Here is a 15409-nt window from a genome sequence, read left to right on the forward strand (position 1 = left end):
TAAAGAGACGACTTGTTTAATTAATTGTTACACATAAAAACAGATTATAACATTTTTTTAACTATTTGGAAACAAATATGTTAACGTTTTGCTAATTATAGAAAAACTCATAACACCATCTCGAATAACAGATAACAATTGTTTAATATTTTATATTTTTCAGACTACTATTTTTACTTTATCTTTTTGTTATTTAGCCTTTTACACTAATAAAACAACTAAAACGATTTCGTTATTTTATATGGTATTATACTATCGTTTAGAAACTTTAGTTTTTATATTTGCTCACTAAACATAGAACAATGAACAAAAAAGTTATTCTAATGATACTTGATGGTTGGGGAAAAAGTCCAGACCCTAAAGTTTCCGCTATAGATAATGCCAACACTTCTTTTATTGATAGTTTATACCAAAAATATGCTCATGCTCAATTAAGAACTGATGGTTTACATGTAGGTCTTCCAGAAGGTCAAATGGGAAATAGTGAGGTTGGACATATGAACTTAGGAGCAGGACGTATTGTATATCAAGATTTAGCTAAGATTAATCTGGCTTTAGAAAATAAATCTCTGGCTCAAGAAATCGTATTAGAAAATGCTTTTCAATATGCAAAGAAGAAGAATAAAACTGTTCATTTTTTAGGATTACTAAGTGATGGTGGCGTGCATTCGCATATTAACCACTTAAAAGGTCTAATTGAAGCTGCCGAAAATTATGGGTTAGAAAAAACCCTTATACATGCATTTACAGACGGACGTGATGTTGATCCATATTCTGGAAAAGGTTTTATTGAAAATATGGAGCATTTCATTAAAGATAAGCATGCCAAAATAGCATCTATTACTGGTCGTTATTATGCCATGGACCGCGACAATCGTTGGGAACGTATCCAATTAGCTTATAACGCTCTTGTAAATGGCACTGGTGATTTATCTAATAATCTTTCTAAAAGTATTCAAAAAAATTACGATGCAAATATTACCGATGAATTTATAAAACCAATTATTAAAGTAGATGCTAAAGACAACCCTATAGGAACCATTCAAGAAGAAGATGTTGTTATCTTTTTTAATTTTAGAACAGATCGCGGACGTCAATTAACGAATGCTCTAACTCAGCAAGATTTTCCAGAATATGAAATGAAAAAGTTAGATAATGTACATTATGTAACAATGACTAATTATGATGAAAACTTTAAAGATCTACATGTTATTTTTAATAAAGATAATATCACAGAAACTTTAGGCGAAGTATTAGAGAGAAATAATAAAACACAAATAAGAATTGCCGAAACCGAAAAATATCCACATGTTACTTTTTTCTTTTCAGGAGGAAGAGAAGAACCCTTTAAAGGCGAATCTCGAATCTTAAAAAACTCACCTAAAGTAGCAACCTATGATTTAAAACCAGAAATGAGTGCTTACGAACTTACAGAGGCCTTATTACCCGAACTACAAAAAGGAGATGTTGATTTTGTATGCTTAAACTTTGCTAACGGAGATATGGTTGGACATACTGGCTCTATGTCTGCCGCAATAAAAGCCTGTGAAGCTGTTGATAAATGTGTAGAAAAAGTAATTACAAATGCTTTAGAAAAAGATTATACCACACTATTAATTGCAGATCACGGTAATTGTGAAACTATGATTAATCCTGATGGTTCGCCTCATACTGCTCACACAACCAATCCTGTTCCTATTATTTTAATAGATAAAGAATTACAAACTATAAAAAACGGTGTTTTAGGAGATATCGCTCCTACTATTTTAAACCTAATTGGAATTGAGAAACCAGAAGTGATGACTCAAGAGTCTTTAGTTTAAATTTTTATTATTGTATTTTTGCTCTCTATTATTATTTAAATGAATATTTCTAAAGGCTTAATTATTGCTGTAGATTTCGATGGCACCATTGTGGAAGATGCATATCCAGGTATAGGAGAAGAAAGATTATTTGCTTTTGAAACCCTTAAACGCCTTCAAGCAGATGGACATCGTTTAATACTATGGACTTATCGTCATGGCAAAAAATTAAATGAAGCTGTTCAATTTTGTAAAACTAATGGCATTGAATTTTATGCTATTAATAGAAGTTTTCCTGAAGAAGATTCCATTGAAGATGTAAGCCGTAAAATTCATGCCGATTTATTTATAGATGATAGAAACATTGGCGGTATTCTTGGTTGGGGAGAAATATATCAGATGCTTACAAATGAAACACCCAAATTAAAGCAGAAGAAGAAAAAAGGATTTTTTCGATTTTAAGACATTATGATTATAGTAAAAACAAAAGAAGAAATAGAATTAATGCGAGAAGCTGCATTGGTCGTTTCTAAAACTTTGGGAGAAGTTGCTAAAGCTGTAAAACCTGGAGTAACAACACTTGAATTAGATAAAATTGCTGAACAATGTATTCGCGATCAAGGCGCTATCCCTGGTTTTTTAGGGTTATATGATTTCCCTAATACGTTATGCATGAGTCCAAATTCTCAAGTGGTTCATGGTATTCCTAATAACACACCTTTAGTAGAAGGCGACATTATTTCTATTGATTGTGGTGCTATAAAACATGGATTTTATGGCGATCATGCTTATACTTTTCCCGTAGGAGAAATAGATAAAGACACAGAAAAATTATTACAAGTCACAAAGGAGTCTTTGTATGTAGGTATTAAAGAACTAAGAATAGGAAATCGTGTAGGAGATGTTGGTTATGCTATTCAAAAATATTGTGAAGATCATGGTTATGGTGTGGTTCGTGAATTAGTTGGACATGGCTTAGGTCGTGTTATGCATGAAGACCCAGAGATGCCAAACTATGGAAAACGCGGTCGTGGTAAAAAATTTATTGAAGGTATGGTAGTAGCTATTGAGCCTATGATAAATCTAGGAACACAACGTATAAAACAACATAGAGATGGCTGGACCATTACAACTCAAGACGGTAAACCAAGCGCTCATTTTGAACATGACGTAGCTATCTTAGATGGCAAGCCAGAGATATTATCTACGTTTGCCTACATTTATGACGCTTTAGGTATTACTTCTACAGAAGAAGATGAGTTTAGACAGAAAGCATTAGTGCTTTAAAAAATGAAGCATCTCTTTAAACTCATACTTAATATTATTCCAAGACCTTTATTAATAAGGTTTAGCTATATTATTCGTCCGTTTTTAGCTTTTTTATTAAAAGGAAAAAAATTCACAGACCCAATAGATGGTAAAAGTTTTAAGACATTTCTACCATATGGTTATGGCACACAACGCAATAATGTATTATCTCCTTCTACTTTATCTTTAGAACGCCATAGGTTACTATGGCTCTATTTACAAAATGAAACCGATTTCTTTTTGGCTAAAAAAAAAGTGCTACATTTTGCTCCTGAGCAGGCGTTTTACAAACGTTTTAAAACATTAAATAATCTAGATTATACGACTACAGATTTGCTTTCTCCATTGGCAGATGTTAAAGCAGATATTTGTAATCTTCCATTTAAAGACAATAGCTATGATTTTATTTTATGTAATCATGTTTTAGAACATATTCCAGATGACACAAAAGCAATGGCAGAATTATATCGCGTACTAAAACCTGGCGGAACTGGAATACTACAAATTCCTCAAGATTTAAATCGAGAAATTACTTTTGAAGACAATTCAATTACTGATAAAAAAGAACGCGCAAAAATATTTGGACAATACGATCATGTTCGTGTATATGGTCGAGATTATTTTGACAAGTTAAGATCTATTGGGTTTAAAGTAGAGGAAGTAGATTACACTACTACACTTTCTAAAGAACTTATTGAAAAATATTGCTTAGCTAAGGGAGAAATTATTCCTGTAGTTTATAAATAAAAAGCCCGTAAGCATACACTCACGGGATTAATTAAAAACTACCAATTAATCATTAGTAATGATATTTAGCTTTATAATATTTCTTCAACTGCTCCTTTATAATATCCATTAACCATATTACCATCTTCATCTATTAAATTAATAGTAATAGTATATACTTCATTTTCAAGAGTTACAGAAATACTTCCTGACTCTATATCTATGTCTCCAGATTGATTATCGCCAAGGGATGCGTTATACTCAAGAAAATGGTATCCCCGATTAAGTATAAATGCATTTGAATCTTGATCATTATATAGATAATTCCCAGTTTCTAAACTAGATGTATTTCCAGAGAATAACCTAAGTGATAAAAAACTTCCATTGCCACTAAAATTTTGATTATTATCAATGTTGAGACCAGTTTCTGTTAGGTAAAACTCAAATTCTGTAACTCCATTAAAAGTTCCATCATTAAATAGTTTAGCCTGACCTACTTCAAAACGGTTTAAAGCTACTGTTACTTCATTTTTTTTGATTTGAGTTTGGATTGTATCATCATCGTTACTACAGCTTACAAATAATAATGCAACAAATATTAAGACTTTTAATTTTTTCATTTTTAAAATTTTATTAATTATTTAGTCTATTAATTTTGATAGCTTAATGGTTTTTCCACACATATCATTTTTTATTTTAAAAATTACATCGCCTTTTTTTCCTTTGTTTGCCCATCGTACTTCTTTACCTACTTTACAAGATATACTTGTTCTTGATCCTTTATTTAAGGACACAAAACCTGTTCCGGTATAGATACTTATTTTTTCTTTTGTATCATTTATTAATGTTAAGTTACTACCAACTATAATTTCAGTTTTGAGTTGTTTTTTTTCTAAATTATTCTCTACTATAGAAAAAGAAAGTAGGCTAAATAAGCTTAAAGTGATTAGAGTTAATTTCATAATTAAATTTTGTATTACTATTATTTTTATTTAAAAATACTTTGAAAATAAGATTTAAAACATGAACAATTTCTGAAAGGTTGTTTCGAATTGCTAAAACAAAAAAACCTCGTAAGTATAATACTTACGAGGTTTAAAAAAATAATTAAAACTATATAAAGATTACTGTTTAATAAAACGTTTAGTATCTATACTTCCTACTTCATTTTCTATTTTAATTAAATACATACCTTCTTTTAAATTAGAAACATCGATAGTTTTCGATGTTGATTCCAACACTTTTGTTCCTAAAACTGAATAAATTGTTATCTGTTTTAAAACTGAAGACGTTTCTATATTTAAACTATTAGTTGTTGGGTTTGGATATATTTTAACCTCATCTATATTATATGTTACTGTACTCAAAGTATTACATTGTTGTTGAGTAGTAACATAAAAAGTTTGCCCGTCTTTATTAAGCCAGTTCTGAGTAGAATAGGTATCATTATCAACAAACACACAAGTTAAGTTTGAATTGTTTGTTAAGTTAAAAATACTAGTTTCTATTTGAGTGTTATTTCCATTTCTTAAATCTAATGTAGTTAAATCATTATCACTTAAATCTATATCTACCAAATTAGTATAACTTGATAAATCTAAGTTTTGAAAATTATTTCCGCTTAAATATATATTTTCAATACACGCCGTTGAAAATTGTATGTTTGTTAATGAAGGAGTATTTTCAATACGTACGGTAGACAACTCGTTCTTTAAACTTAAATCAAGATTTGTAAAACTATTATTACTAGCCTCCAAGTTTGTTACTAAAGGAAAATTATTAAGGTCTGTTAAATCTATTAAACCTAGATTACTTAAATTTAATGCTCCTGTATAATTACTCGCTTCATTTTCTTCTATAATACTATCTCCATTTACATTAAGTAAAGACTGACTTAACAATTGGCTTTTCACTGCCGGAGAAGAATAAGTTATCTCTGGAGAGTTACCTACAAATGTATAAAGCTTAACCTTACCAGCATTACTACCATTAGTATCGTCGTTAAACTCACTTACAGCTAAAATACTTCCAGAGGCATCCATCGCCATACCTAACCCACATAAGTTATCTGGAGAATCACCAATAGTTGGTAAACCTACTTGCTCATAACCCGTAGGTGTTTTTATTAAACTATAAAAGCTACCATAATTTAAGCCACATCCTACATCTCGACCATGAGCACTAATTACTACATATGTACCATCATTATTAGTTGTTGTATTATACCCCAATCTATCGTCTTCATTTTCTCCTTTAATAGTATGTAATAATGTAAAACCTGTACCTGTATCTTGATAAAGATATGCTGCTCCTGAGTTATTTAATCCATTAGCACTTTCAATTTCTGTTCCTACAACTAAAGTATTACCATCACCACTTAAAGTTACAGAACGACCAAAACTTCCATTAGAAATAGAACCATTAATAGTTTGCAGTATTGCAGAAGCTCCTGTCGACTTATTAAAACTAAATGTGCGTACTAACCCAGTATTTGAAGCATAACTTGGTGCGCCTACAGCAAATAAATCACCTGCTCCATTACTAGCAACAGTATAACCAAAAGCTGTATTATTACCTAAATTACGTAAACCTCTTAATGTCCAAGTACTTCCAGATCGTGTGTAAAACTTTGCAATTGGACCTAATCCTTGAACAGAAGTAGGTGCGCCAGCAATAACTACATCTCCATTATCACTAATATCAACACTTATTCCTAATCTTCCATTTGAAGATCCTAAATCTGTATATCTTAAAACCCAATCATTATTAACAAATTCATATATATATAGTTTACCTCTATTACTTGTCACTTGTTTAAATGCAGATGCCCCAACCACTAAGTGATTACCATCATTGCTAATGGCAATTGCTAAACCAAAAATTGTTGCATTATTTCCACTTGCACCAGACCCTAATAGGATGCTTCCTTTTGGAACCCAAGAACCATTTACCTTTTCTAAAACACGAACTCTACCTCTATTATTAGAATAATTTGGACTCCCAATTGCCATTATAGTCGCTGTATCATTCATGGCTATAACACGGTCTTTATCATCTGCGTTTAATCCTAAAATTTGATCGTAAGGTGTTTGTCCTGAACTAATAAAAGTTATAATAAAAAACAGTTGTATAAATATTAATTTCTTCATTTATAATTTATTCTTTAATAAAACGCTTTATTATTCGATTTCCTTTTTGTGTCTCTATTTTTAGAATATAAATCCCTGAATTAAATTTGGAAACATCTATCCTATTTGATGTTTTTGTTATAATTTTTTGCCCTGAAACACTATAAACCTCAACCCTATTTAAATTATTTTCTAGCCCTTTAATAGTGATAACATCTTTTGCTGGATTTGGAAATATTGAATAGCCCATTAATTCGTTTTCAACAGTACCTAATGTTGCGAAATTATATGTTGTTGTCCCCATTTGACCTACATAATTATCTGTCGCTGTATCTACAAGATTTCCTGATAATGTTCCTATAAAGAATGAATTAAAAATACTTGGGGCTGCCATAGCTAACGATGATGCATTATCTAATAAAGTTATAGATCCAGAAGTTGGCGAACCATCAACATCAAATGTTGTTAAAACAATTGGTGTACCTGCCGTATGTAGAGGTAAGACTATATCTTGTACTAAATTGAATGCTATAGCATCTTCAGACGTGTTTGGTGCTGGTAAAGATGTAAATACTGGTACAGAATAGCCTCCTGTTACATTAGAAATAGTAACTCCATCTGGCACTAATACTGTAAAGTTTTGATCATTAATGTATGGATGTGGTGCAGTAGAATTAAAATCTGGAACTGCTGCTACAGAATAGTTATAGCCACTATTTTGAATAAGTGTCAATTGGTATGTTTGAGCCTGCATTGCTAAACAAAACATTAGTGCTAATAATAATGATACTTTAGTTTTCATTGTTTTATGATTTTTTAATACGTTTTTTTTAATTATTTGCACCTTCCGGTAATTGCTGTGTAAATAAATATGTTGATGTTGGTGGTCCTCCAAACACTGAGTTAGATGGGTTATTAAAAATATTATTTCTAACATGTAACACATCACTTGTACCTCCTGAATACACAGTTAAACCATCCATATCTACATCGGTTCCGTAATAGCCTTGCGATTGATAACTAGCTACTGGTGGTCCTCCAAACACAGAATTATTAGGATCATTAAACACTTGGCCTCTTATCCCTGGCACATCTGATAATGCTCCTGAATAATTTAAACGGCCATCTCCATTTGTATCTCCAGCCCACATTGCTACTATTCCTGTTGGCATTCCAAAAGTGCTTTGCGCATCTGTTCCATAAGTGATTTGGTTATTTGCATCTGTAAAATCAATAGTAGTTAGAGTTTGATTAAGCGCAACAGTACCTAATGTCATAATCCCTAAATGATTTCTATGTTTAATGGCTACAAAATAATTACCCGCAATAACATTAAATACTAAAGAAGAGACTCCATCTATTCCAACAATATTGCCATCCCTTTGTAATAAAGCCGATTGAGACGCTATAACAGCTGTATTTGTAGTTGCATCTCTTAATTCAACCCATACCCAATCAACAATAGCATCATTACCTGTTACGGTGAACACATTTGCATTGCATATTAAAGCATCTGTATAAGGACTTGTTGTAGGAATTAAATTAGCTACACGTAAACCATCTCTCATTAAAGTCTCTTCTCCTGTATTAGGATTTAAAGCTGCTCCTTGTAAAAATATTTTTGGATTAACAACTAAATTTAAGTTTACATCATATTCAAACGCCCCCATATCAACTGTAGCATCTACTATACGAGTGTTTCCGTTTAAATCTTCAACTACAGTAACTGATAAAGAGGCATTACTTCCTGCGTTTATAGCTGGAGAACTTGCTTGTAATGTATAATCATTATTTATAGTATCCCTAAATAATGGATCACTACTTGCTCCTCCTATCATGCCAAGTTCAACAATACTATTGTTTACCACAGAAAAAGATGTTGTAATTGCAATAGGGAAACCTGTACCAGATCCATTTCCATAAATAATACTATTTTCAATGGTACTATTTGAAGCTTGAACCATTGTAATAACATTATCATTAACACCTATATTATTAGATAATGTTGAGTTGATCATTTCAAATTCTAAGGCCGTATTATTTCCTCCTGTGCTAGCACCTAAATATAAACAAGATGAATTGTTAGCAGAAGTATTATTGTAAAACAAACTATTTACAATAGATCCTTTTGCATAAAGATTGAACTGTTGAGCTCCAGAAAATAGCATTGCTGTTAAATCTTGAGAATAATTATCTCTAATAATACACGATTCAAAATCTACATCATGAGTTAAGTTTGATACTCCACAAGGCGTAAAAGGCGAATATACAGCAACACTAACACCTGAGTTGTTTTCAAGTATACAGTTTTTGAATTGAGCTGTTAAACTACTACCCGAAACATATGGGTTAACATAAATTGCTCCTCCTCTTAAATCATAAGATTGATCTATTGCTGGAGTTGAACAACTATTATTTGCAGTACCATTTGCATTCCCACTAGTTATTGTAAAACCATCTACTAAAACATTTTGAGCATTTCCTCTAATTGAGACTACATGATATGAATTATCTTGTCGTGTTGCCTCTGTATCAAGAATATTAGCATTATCATCTCCATTTAAATCTCCTGATAATATGGTCGTATTTATTTTAGGTTCTCTTTGAGACACATTAGTTTCTGTTCCATTAAAACCTCCATACACACTAACTTCACTAGGTATTACATACGTTGCTTTTCTAGTATCAACATCTAAAGTACTTGGTTTATATGTTCCTTTGGCAACCCAAACAGGAGTTTCATTCGTAGCAATAGCTAAAGCATCTTCAAGATTATTAAAAGCATCAGTCCACGAAGAACCATTATTCAACCCCGTTGCTGTATCATCAACAAACAATACAGGATTAACAGTTGTAAAAGTACCATTAGATGAATAGGTTCCTGAAGAAGACACACATGAAGCTCTCACAACAATATTATAGGTGGTATTAGGATCTAATCCTGTTATTGTATATGGATTACTTACATTTGACACTAAAACGACATTTAATGTACCTATAGGATTGTATTGAATATCCCAAACAGTTTCTGATCCTCCTGGAGTCCATGATACATCAACAGTTGTGAATGTTTCGTTATTACTATTTATATTGGTTGGTATACCTGAACATTCTAAATTCCCATATTCGTATGCTCCCATATCTACTATAGTATTCACAAAACGATCTCCTCCACTGATATCATTTAAGATTGTATTTGAGATATAACTATTATCACCAGCATCAATTGCTGGAGAACCTGTATTTAATTGAAACAAATCGGCGCTACTATTTATAAACAAAGGATCTACATCTATTGCTCCTTGTTGCCCTCCTTCTACAATACTATTAGATACTACAGAACCAGAAGTTGTAATTGTAAATGGTGTTGTACTTCCATTATCATAAATAATAGAATTTCTTATTCTACTGTTTGATGCTTGAGCCATTTCAACAACATTTCCAGCAACGCCTGTATTATTAGCAAAAGTTGAATTAATGACACTAACATTCATCCCAGAAGTATTTCCGTTATTCGTTGTACTTGCAACTAATGACAAACAAGATGAACCATTTACAGATGTATTATCATAAAACAAGCTATTCGTTATTGTTCCATAAGCATTATAGCCTTGACCTGTAGATCCATGATATTGAAACGCTGAAGAATTTAAAGAATAATTATTTTTAATTATACAGCTTGTAAAGTTACCTGTAAAGTCTCTATTGTGAGTTGCTGCGTTTATGGGACCAAAACCTGCAAAAACACTGTTGTTTGTTGCTGAGTTTTTTTCTAAAATACAATTTTGAATCGTTGCTGTTGTATTTTCTCCTGTTACAACTGGGTTTAAATAAATGGCAGCTCCTTTTGAATCTGAAAATTGCGTAAGAACAGATCCCCAAGTTACTGTGCTTCCGTTAGCATTTCCTCCTGAAATTGTAAATCCATCAATTAACACATCGCTAATATTTCTTCTCATACTCACAACATGATAAGCATTGTCTTGTCGAGTAGCTTCCGTATCGGTAATAACACTATTATCATCTCCATTTAAATCTCCACTTAATATTGTAAGATATGCTTCAACATCTCTTTCAGAAATAGTAGTTTCAGTTGCATTAAATCCTCCATAAACTTTTGTTCCTGTTAATACATTAAAAGTTGCTTTTCTCGAATTTACGTTTGTTGTAGTTGGAACATAAGTTCCTTGGGCAACCCAAACTTGATCATTTCCTGTAGCAATTGCTAAGGCATCTTCCAGTTTTAAAAAAGCATCATTCCAGGTTGTTCCATTATCTGCTCCTAGAGCAGCATGATTAACATAAATAATACTTCCACTTAATGTTGTGAAATTTGTTGCTAACGTCCAAGCTGATGGAGTACCGTTACAATTCCCTTGTAGATACACATCATAAGATGTATTAGGATTTAATCCTGTTATCGTTTGTGTATTTCCTGAAATGTTAATTATATCTGTTCCAAAGGAAAAAGGAAATCCAAATTGCACATATCGCAATGTTGTATTTGTTGAAGAAGATGTCCAAGATACCTCTGCTGCATTTGGAGCAATGTTATATATAGAAACATTATCTGGTAAACATGTTAACCTATATTCTCTATCTAAATTTGGATTTGAATTTGAAGTCTTTGCGTAAGTAGTCAAGCTTACAAATAGTAATAATAAAAGTAGTTTTGATTTCATAGTATATAGTTTATGAAACAAAATTACTAGCTAGAACTATTAAAAATTTAAGTCAATTTCTGAAAGTCTCTTTTGGGTTTCTAAAAGCATACTAACCTATATTTTGTACAATGGTTAAAAACTCTTCTTTTTTATCTTTAGAAATAGACACTGTTTCACTATTATCCATAACAATATAACCGCCATCTTTTTTTGAATACTCTTGAATATATTTTAAGTTAATTAAATAAGATCTATGAGGCTTATAAAAAGTTGTTTTACTTTCTAATAACTTAACAAAGTGTTTTAATGGCTTACTTATTAAGATTTCTCTATTATCCTGTAATGAAATGTTAGTATACATCCCATCAGCTTTTAACATAATTATATCATCTAAATTCACGAACTTAATACCATCAGCTATAGGTAACGCTATTTTATTAAAATTAGCATTACTTAAACTTTTTTTAAGCTCTTCTAATTTTATGTTTATTTGAGATTTTCCTATATTATTTATAACCTTTTCTACTGCTTCTTGCAATTTATCTACTCGTAAAGGCTTTAGTAAATAATCTATTGCAGATAACTCAAAAGCTTGAATTGCATATTCACTGTAAGCTGTTGTAAAGATAATTTCAAAAGTATGATCTTTTTTGTCTATAAAATCAAAAATCTCTAAACCAGAATGTTGCGGCATTTCAATATCTAAAAAAACAATTTCTGGCGCACTTTTTTTTATAATATTCACTCCTGAAAGCAAATCTTCAGCTGTAAAAATGGAATTTATATTTGAGCAGTTCTCTTCTATTAATGTCTGTAGCAATTTTCTTGCCTTTGGTTCGTCGTCTATTATTAATACATTCATAACTAATCAATTGTATATGGAATACTAATCTCCACTTTGGTTCCTATAGCGCTTTCATTTTCAAATAAATCAGTAATTATTACTCCTACTTCTTTTTCTTTTCCATAGTTTAACAAATCTAATCTATCTTCTGTTGCCTTTGTTGCAAAAGGCTTATGGTTTTTGTAACTTCTAGCTTTCATTCTCTTAGCTTTATCTCTTCCAACGCCATTATCTAGAATAATACATTTTATTAATTTAGCTTCTTTATTTATAATGAAATTTATTTCTAAATTTCGATTATCTTTTCTATGCAGTAATCCATGCTTTAAAGCATTTTCTACATATGGTTGCACGAGCATTGTAGGTATTAAAACATTATTAGCATTTAAAGTTCCCGAAACTGTTGTTGAATAATATAATTTATCTTCAAAACGCAATTTTTCTAATTCTAAATACATTTCTAAACAATCTATTTCTTCTTGTAAAGTAATATTTCCTTTTGTACTATGATTAAGGTAAGTACGAATTAAATCTGCGAATTTCCCTAAATAATCACTAGCCAATTTTTTCTGATTTAAAACAATATATTCCTGAATAGAATTAAGTGCATTAAATATAAAATGAGGATTCATTTGAGAACGTAAATTTTCTAATTTTAAAGCTACCAATTGTCCCTCTACTTCAACTTGTTTAAGTTCTTTTAAACGTAATTTCTCTTTACGTTTTGCCTTTACCCTAAAGAATACTACAACTCCAATTATAGTTAACAAAGCAATTAAGGAACTAAACCACCAACGTTTCCAATATGGTAACTTAACATTGATACGAAACTGTATTGGATTAGTATAGAAATCTTCAAAAACGTTTTTTGCTCTTACTTTAAAAACATGCTTTCCACTAGGTAAACTGTTAAAGTTTACGTTATGTTTTCCTAAATCTAATGAAACCCATCCTGCATCTGACCCTTCTAAATTATATTCAAATTGGTATTCTTTTAAAGATTTAAATCCATTAATCATGAAACTTACATCTAATACATTTTTAGAATAATCTATTTCATATTCATCCTTAACTTTCTGAAGTTGATTTTCAATTTTAATTTTTGAAAAATATAACTCGGGAATAAAAATTGATTTCTTCTTTTTATCTATAGGAAATCTAAAAATCCCTGTCATTGTTTGGTACCAAACATACTTATCTGTAACCTGAAGTTTTAAAATACGTGGCTGAATAATACCATCTCTATATCCAAAATTTATAAATTCCTCCGTTTTATAATTATAACTTTGAATTCCTTTTCTAGTCGCAATCCATAAGTTGTCTTCATTAGCGTCTAATGCCGTTATGTTTTTATCTAAGAGACCATTAGAATCATATAGTGCTCTAATTATTTTTCCTTTTTCAACAAGGTATAATCCCCAATTAGGTCTACTCAACCATACTTTATCTGTATTATTGTGGTTTGCAACCCCGTTTATTAAAAACCCTTTATTGTTATTCTTAACTATTTCTAAATCATTATTTATATCACTACTCCATTTACATCCTTCTTTAGCCCATATATAAAAATGTCCAGATTTAGTAGTAACGACTTCTCTCGATCTACCAGAGAAACTTTTAAGGGTTTTAAAATCATTATCAACAATTCTTGTTCTACCTGGCGTAGTAACAATGTAAGCGTTATCATTTAATCTTTCTACATTTTTTGGCGCTTCATCAAAAACCTGTTTAAATATTTTTAGATTAACTGGATCGAATAGTTCTAATTCTGAATTATTAAATAACAAGCCTCTATCTTTAAAGGCATCATAGTATAATTTTTGATTTAAAAAACGATCTATTTTTCTAGAAATATGCTTGCCTCCTTTTAAATCTACAACATTTAATTCATCATGATTTGAAACATAGTTAATTAAATCATCATTAATAACAGTAAAAGAAGATATTACACCATGATTAAACGATTCATTTTTAATACGCTCCACACTTGGATCTGGCAGAATATATAAACCATTATTAACGGTAGAAAAAATATAGTTCCCATTACGATCAATAATTACATCTGTAACGTTTTTACCTTTTAAAAAATGATTTTCTAATACTAATTTACCTTTAACCGTATTATATTGATAAGCTCCATCTGCTGTAAAAAACCAGAATGAGTTTTTATTTTTTTTTAAATGATTTATTGCAATACGATTATTAATCGCATTAAAAACTGAAGTTGATTTAATTCCTAACGAATCTACTTTATAAAATGAATTTTTATTGTCTACTAAAAACCTAATATATAAATCTCTACCATCATTAAACAAATTAGAATATCTTGCTCTAGGCGTTTCCTTTTCCTGTCTATACAATGGAGTTAATAAGTCTTTTTTTACTTCATATAATACATCTTCATTAAAAATATATTTCCTTCCTTTAAATTCATGTAAATTTGAATGATGGTGTACTAAATTTGGAATATCAACTTTATATATAGTCTTTTTATTAATTTTATAAAAACCTGTAAATGTGTTAACATGAATAGTATCGTTTATTATATCAAATTCGGTCACTCTATTACCTACTCTATCTCTTAAATCTGTATAAAAATGAACTTTACCATCTTCAATGTAGTAATAATCTGAATTCATTGTAGTATACCATAACCTTCCTTTGTTATCAAACTGAATTCCAAAAGCTGATGCCCCTTTTTGCTCAGGATGAGTATAACTCACAAAAACTTCTCCATCATAACTATATACACCAGAATTTGTAGCTAACCATAATAAACCATTTTCATCTTCTAACAATCTATAGACTTCCTTATCTGGTAAGCCTTCATTTTCAGAAAAATGTATATATACAGACTGCTGAGCTTTCATTAAAAATGAAGCAAAACATAATAAATAAAAAAAGAAAAATTTATTATTCAATAGTATGAAGGTATTA

At 30.5% G+C, this 15409-nt stretch carries 11 protein-coding genes; 4 read left to right on the forward strand and 7 right to left on the reverse strand.

The window, feature by feature from the left end:
* Nucleotides 1-302 precede the first annotated feature (302 nt).
* Genes gpmI through Q0997_RS11735 form a run of 4 tightly spaced genes read left to right on the forward strand, consistent with a single transcriptional unit; the run spans nucleotide 303 to nucleotide 3857 of the window.
* The gene (gene gpmI / locus Q0997_RS11720) at nucleotides 303-1823 is read left to right on the forward strand and encodes a 2,3-bisphosphoglycerate-independent phosphoglycerate mutase (protein ID WP_299889071.1); all 1521 of its coding nucleotides are present in this window, start codon (nucleotides 303-305) and stop codon (nucleotides 1821-1823) included.
* A 39-nt stretch (nucleotides 1824-1862) separates the two neighbouring features.
* Nucleotides 1863-2264: a BT0820 family HAD-type phosphatase gene (locus Q0997_RS11725; RefSeq protein WP_299889073.1), complete on the forward strand. Its 402-nt coding sequence runs from the start codon at nucleotides 1863-1865 to the stop codon at nucleotides 2262-2264.
* A 6-nt stretch (nucleotides 2265-2270) separates the two neighbouring features.
* The gene (map, locus tag Q0997_RS11730) at nucleotides 2271-3089 is read left to right on the forward strand and encodes a type I methionyl aminopeptidase (protein WP_299889075.1); all 819 of its coding nucleotides are present in this window, start codon (nucleotides 2271-2273) and stop codon (nucleotides 3087-3089) included.
* Nucleotides 3090-3092: 3 nt separating this feature from the next.
* Nucleotides 3093-3857, forward strand: coding sequence for a class I SAM-dependent methyltransferase (locus tag Q0997_RS11735; protein ID WP_299889077.1), 765 nt, complete (start codon nucleotides 3093-3095; stop codon nucleotides 3855-3857).
* Between the two features lie 71 nt (nucleotides 3858-3928).
* Here Q0997_RS11735 and Q0997_RS11740 read toward each other — a convergent pair whose 3' ends face one another.
* The 7 genes from Q0997_RS11740 to Q0997_RS11770 form a co-directional block, all read right to left on the reverse strand.
* Complete coding sequence (locus tag Q0997_RS11740) at nucleotides 3929-4456, reverse strand: hypothetical protein (protein ID WP_299889079.1); 528 nt, start codon at nucleotides 4454-4456, stop codon at nucleotides 3929-3931.
* 21 nt (nucleotides 4457-4477) lie between these two features.
* Entirely contained in the window at nucleotides 4478-4798 is a 321-nt protein-coding gene (locus tag Q0997_RS11745) for a hypothetical protein (RefSeq protein ID WP_299889080.1), read from the reverse strand.
* A gap of 162 nt (nucleotides 4799-4960) precedes the next feature.
* Nucleotides 4961-6985: a T9SS type A sorting domain-containing protein gene (locus tag Q0997_RS11750; protein WP_299889082.1), complete on the reverse strand. Its 2025-nt coding sequence runs from the start codon at nucleotides 6983-6985 to the stop codon at nucleotides 4961-4963.
* Between the two features lie 7 nt (nucleotides 6986-6992).
* Nucleotides 6993-7766, reverse strand: coding sequence for a T9SS type A sorting domain-containing protein (locus Q0997_RS11755; protein ID WP_299889084.1), 774 nt, complete (start codon nucleotides 7764-7766; stop codon nucleotides 6993-6995).
* Nucleotides 7767-7794: 28 nt separating this feature from the next.
* Nucleotides 7795-11646: a fibronectin type III domain-containing protein gene (locus tag Q0997_RS11760; RefSeq protein ID WP_299889086.1), complete on the reverse strand. Its 3852-nt coding sequence runs from the start codon at nucleotides 11644-11646 to the stop codon at nucleotides 7795-7797.
* A 91-nt stretch (nucleotides 11647-11737) separates the two neighbouring features.
* Nucleotides 11738-12490: a LytTR family DNA-binding domain-containing protein gene (locus Q0997_RS11765; protein WP_299889088.1), complete on the reverse strand. Its 753-nt coding sequence runs from the start codon at nucleotides 12488-12490 to the stop codon at nucleotides 11738-11740.
* Between the two features lie 2 nt (nucleotides 12491-12492).
* Nucleotides 12493-15342 carry a histidine kinase gene (locus tag Q0997_RS11770; RefSeq protein ID WP_299889090.1) on the reverse strand — a complete coding sequence of 950 codons (2850 nt, stop codon included), beginning with the start codon at nucleotides 15340-15342 and terminating at the stop codon, nucleotides 12493-12495.
* Nucleotides 15343-15409: the final 67 nt, after the last annotated feature.

It is taken from the genome of uncultured Lacinutrix sp., from assembly GCF_947500325.1.
In the GTDB taxonomy this organism is placed as follows: domain Bacteria; phylum Bacteroidota; class Bacteroidia; order Flavobacteriales; family Flavobacteriaceae; genus Lacinutrix.

Excerpts from the sequence above, each read along its gene's own strand:
- Q0997_RS11750 (WP_299889082.1), bottom strand. The coding sequence starts at position 6,985 with ATGAAGAAATTAATATTTATACAACTGTTTTTTATTATAACTTTTATT.
- Q0997_RS11760 (WP_299889086.1), bottom strand. The coding sequence starts at position 11,646 with ATGAAATCAAAACTACTTTTATTATTACTATTTGTAAGCTTGACTACT.
- Q0997_RS11725 (WP_299889073.1), top strand. The coding sequence starts at position 1,863 with ATGAATATTTCTAAAGGCTTAATTATTGCTGTAGATTTCGATGGCACC.
- gpmI (WP_299889071.1), top strand. The coding sequence starts at position 303 with ATGAACAAAAAAGTTATTCTAATGATACTTGATGGTTGGGGAAAAAGT.
- Q0997_RS11755 (WP_299889084.1), bottom strand. The coding sequence starts at position 7,766 with ATGAAAACTAAAGTATCATTATTATTAGCACTAATGTTTTGTTTAGCA.
- Q0997_RS11735 (WP_299889077.1), top strand. The coding sequence starts at position 3,093 with ATGAAGCATCTCTTTAAACTCATACTTAATATTATTCCAAGACCTTTA.
- Q0997_RS11740 (WP_299889079.1), bottom strand. The coding sequence starts at position 4,456 with ATGAAAAAATTAAAAGTCTTAATATTTGTTGCATTATTATTTGTAAGC.
- Q0997_RS11770 (WP_299889090.1), bottom strand. The coding sequence starts at position 15,342 with ATGAAAGCTCAGCAGTCTGTATATATACATTTTTCTGAAAATGAAGGC.
- Q0997_RS11765 (WP_299889088.1), bottom strand. The coding sequence starts at position 12,490 with ATGAATGTATTAATAATAGACGACGAACCAAAGGCAAGAAAATTGCTA.
- Q0997_RS11745 (WP_299889080.1), bottom strand. The coding sequence starts at position 4,798 with ATGAAATTAACTCTAATCACTTTAAGCTTATTTAGCCTACTTTCTTTT.
- map (WP_299889075.1), top strand. The coding sequence starts at position 2,271 with ATGATTATAGTAAAAACAAAAGAAGAAATAGAATTAATGCGAGAAGCT.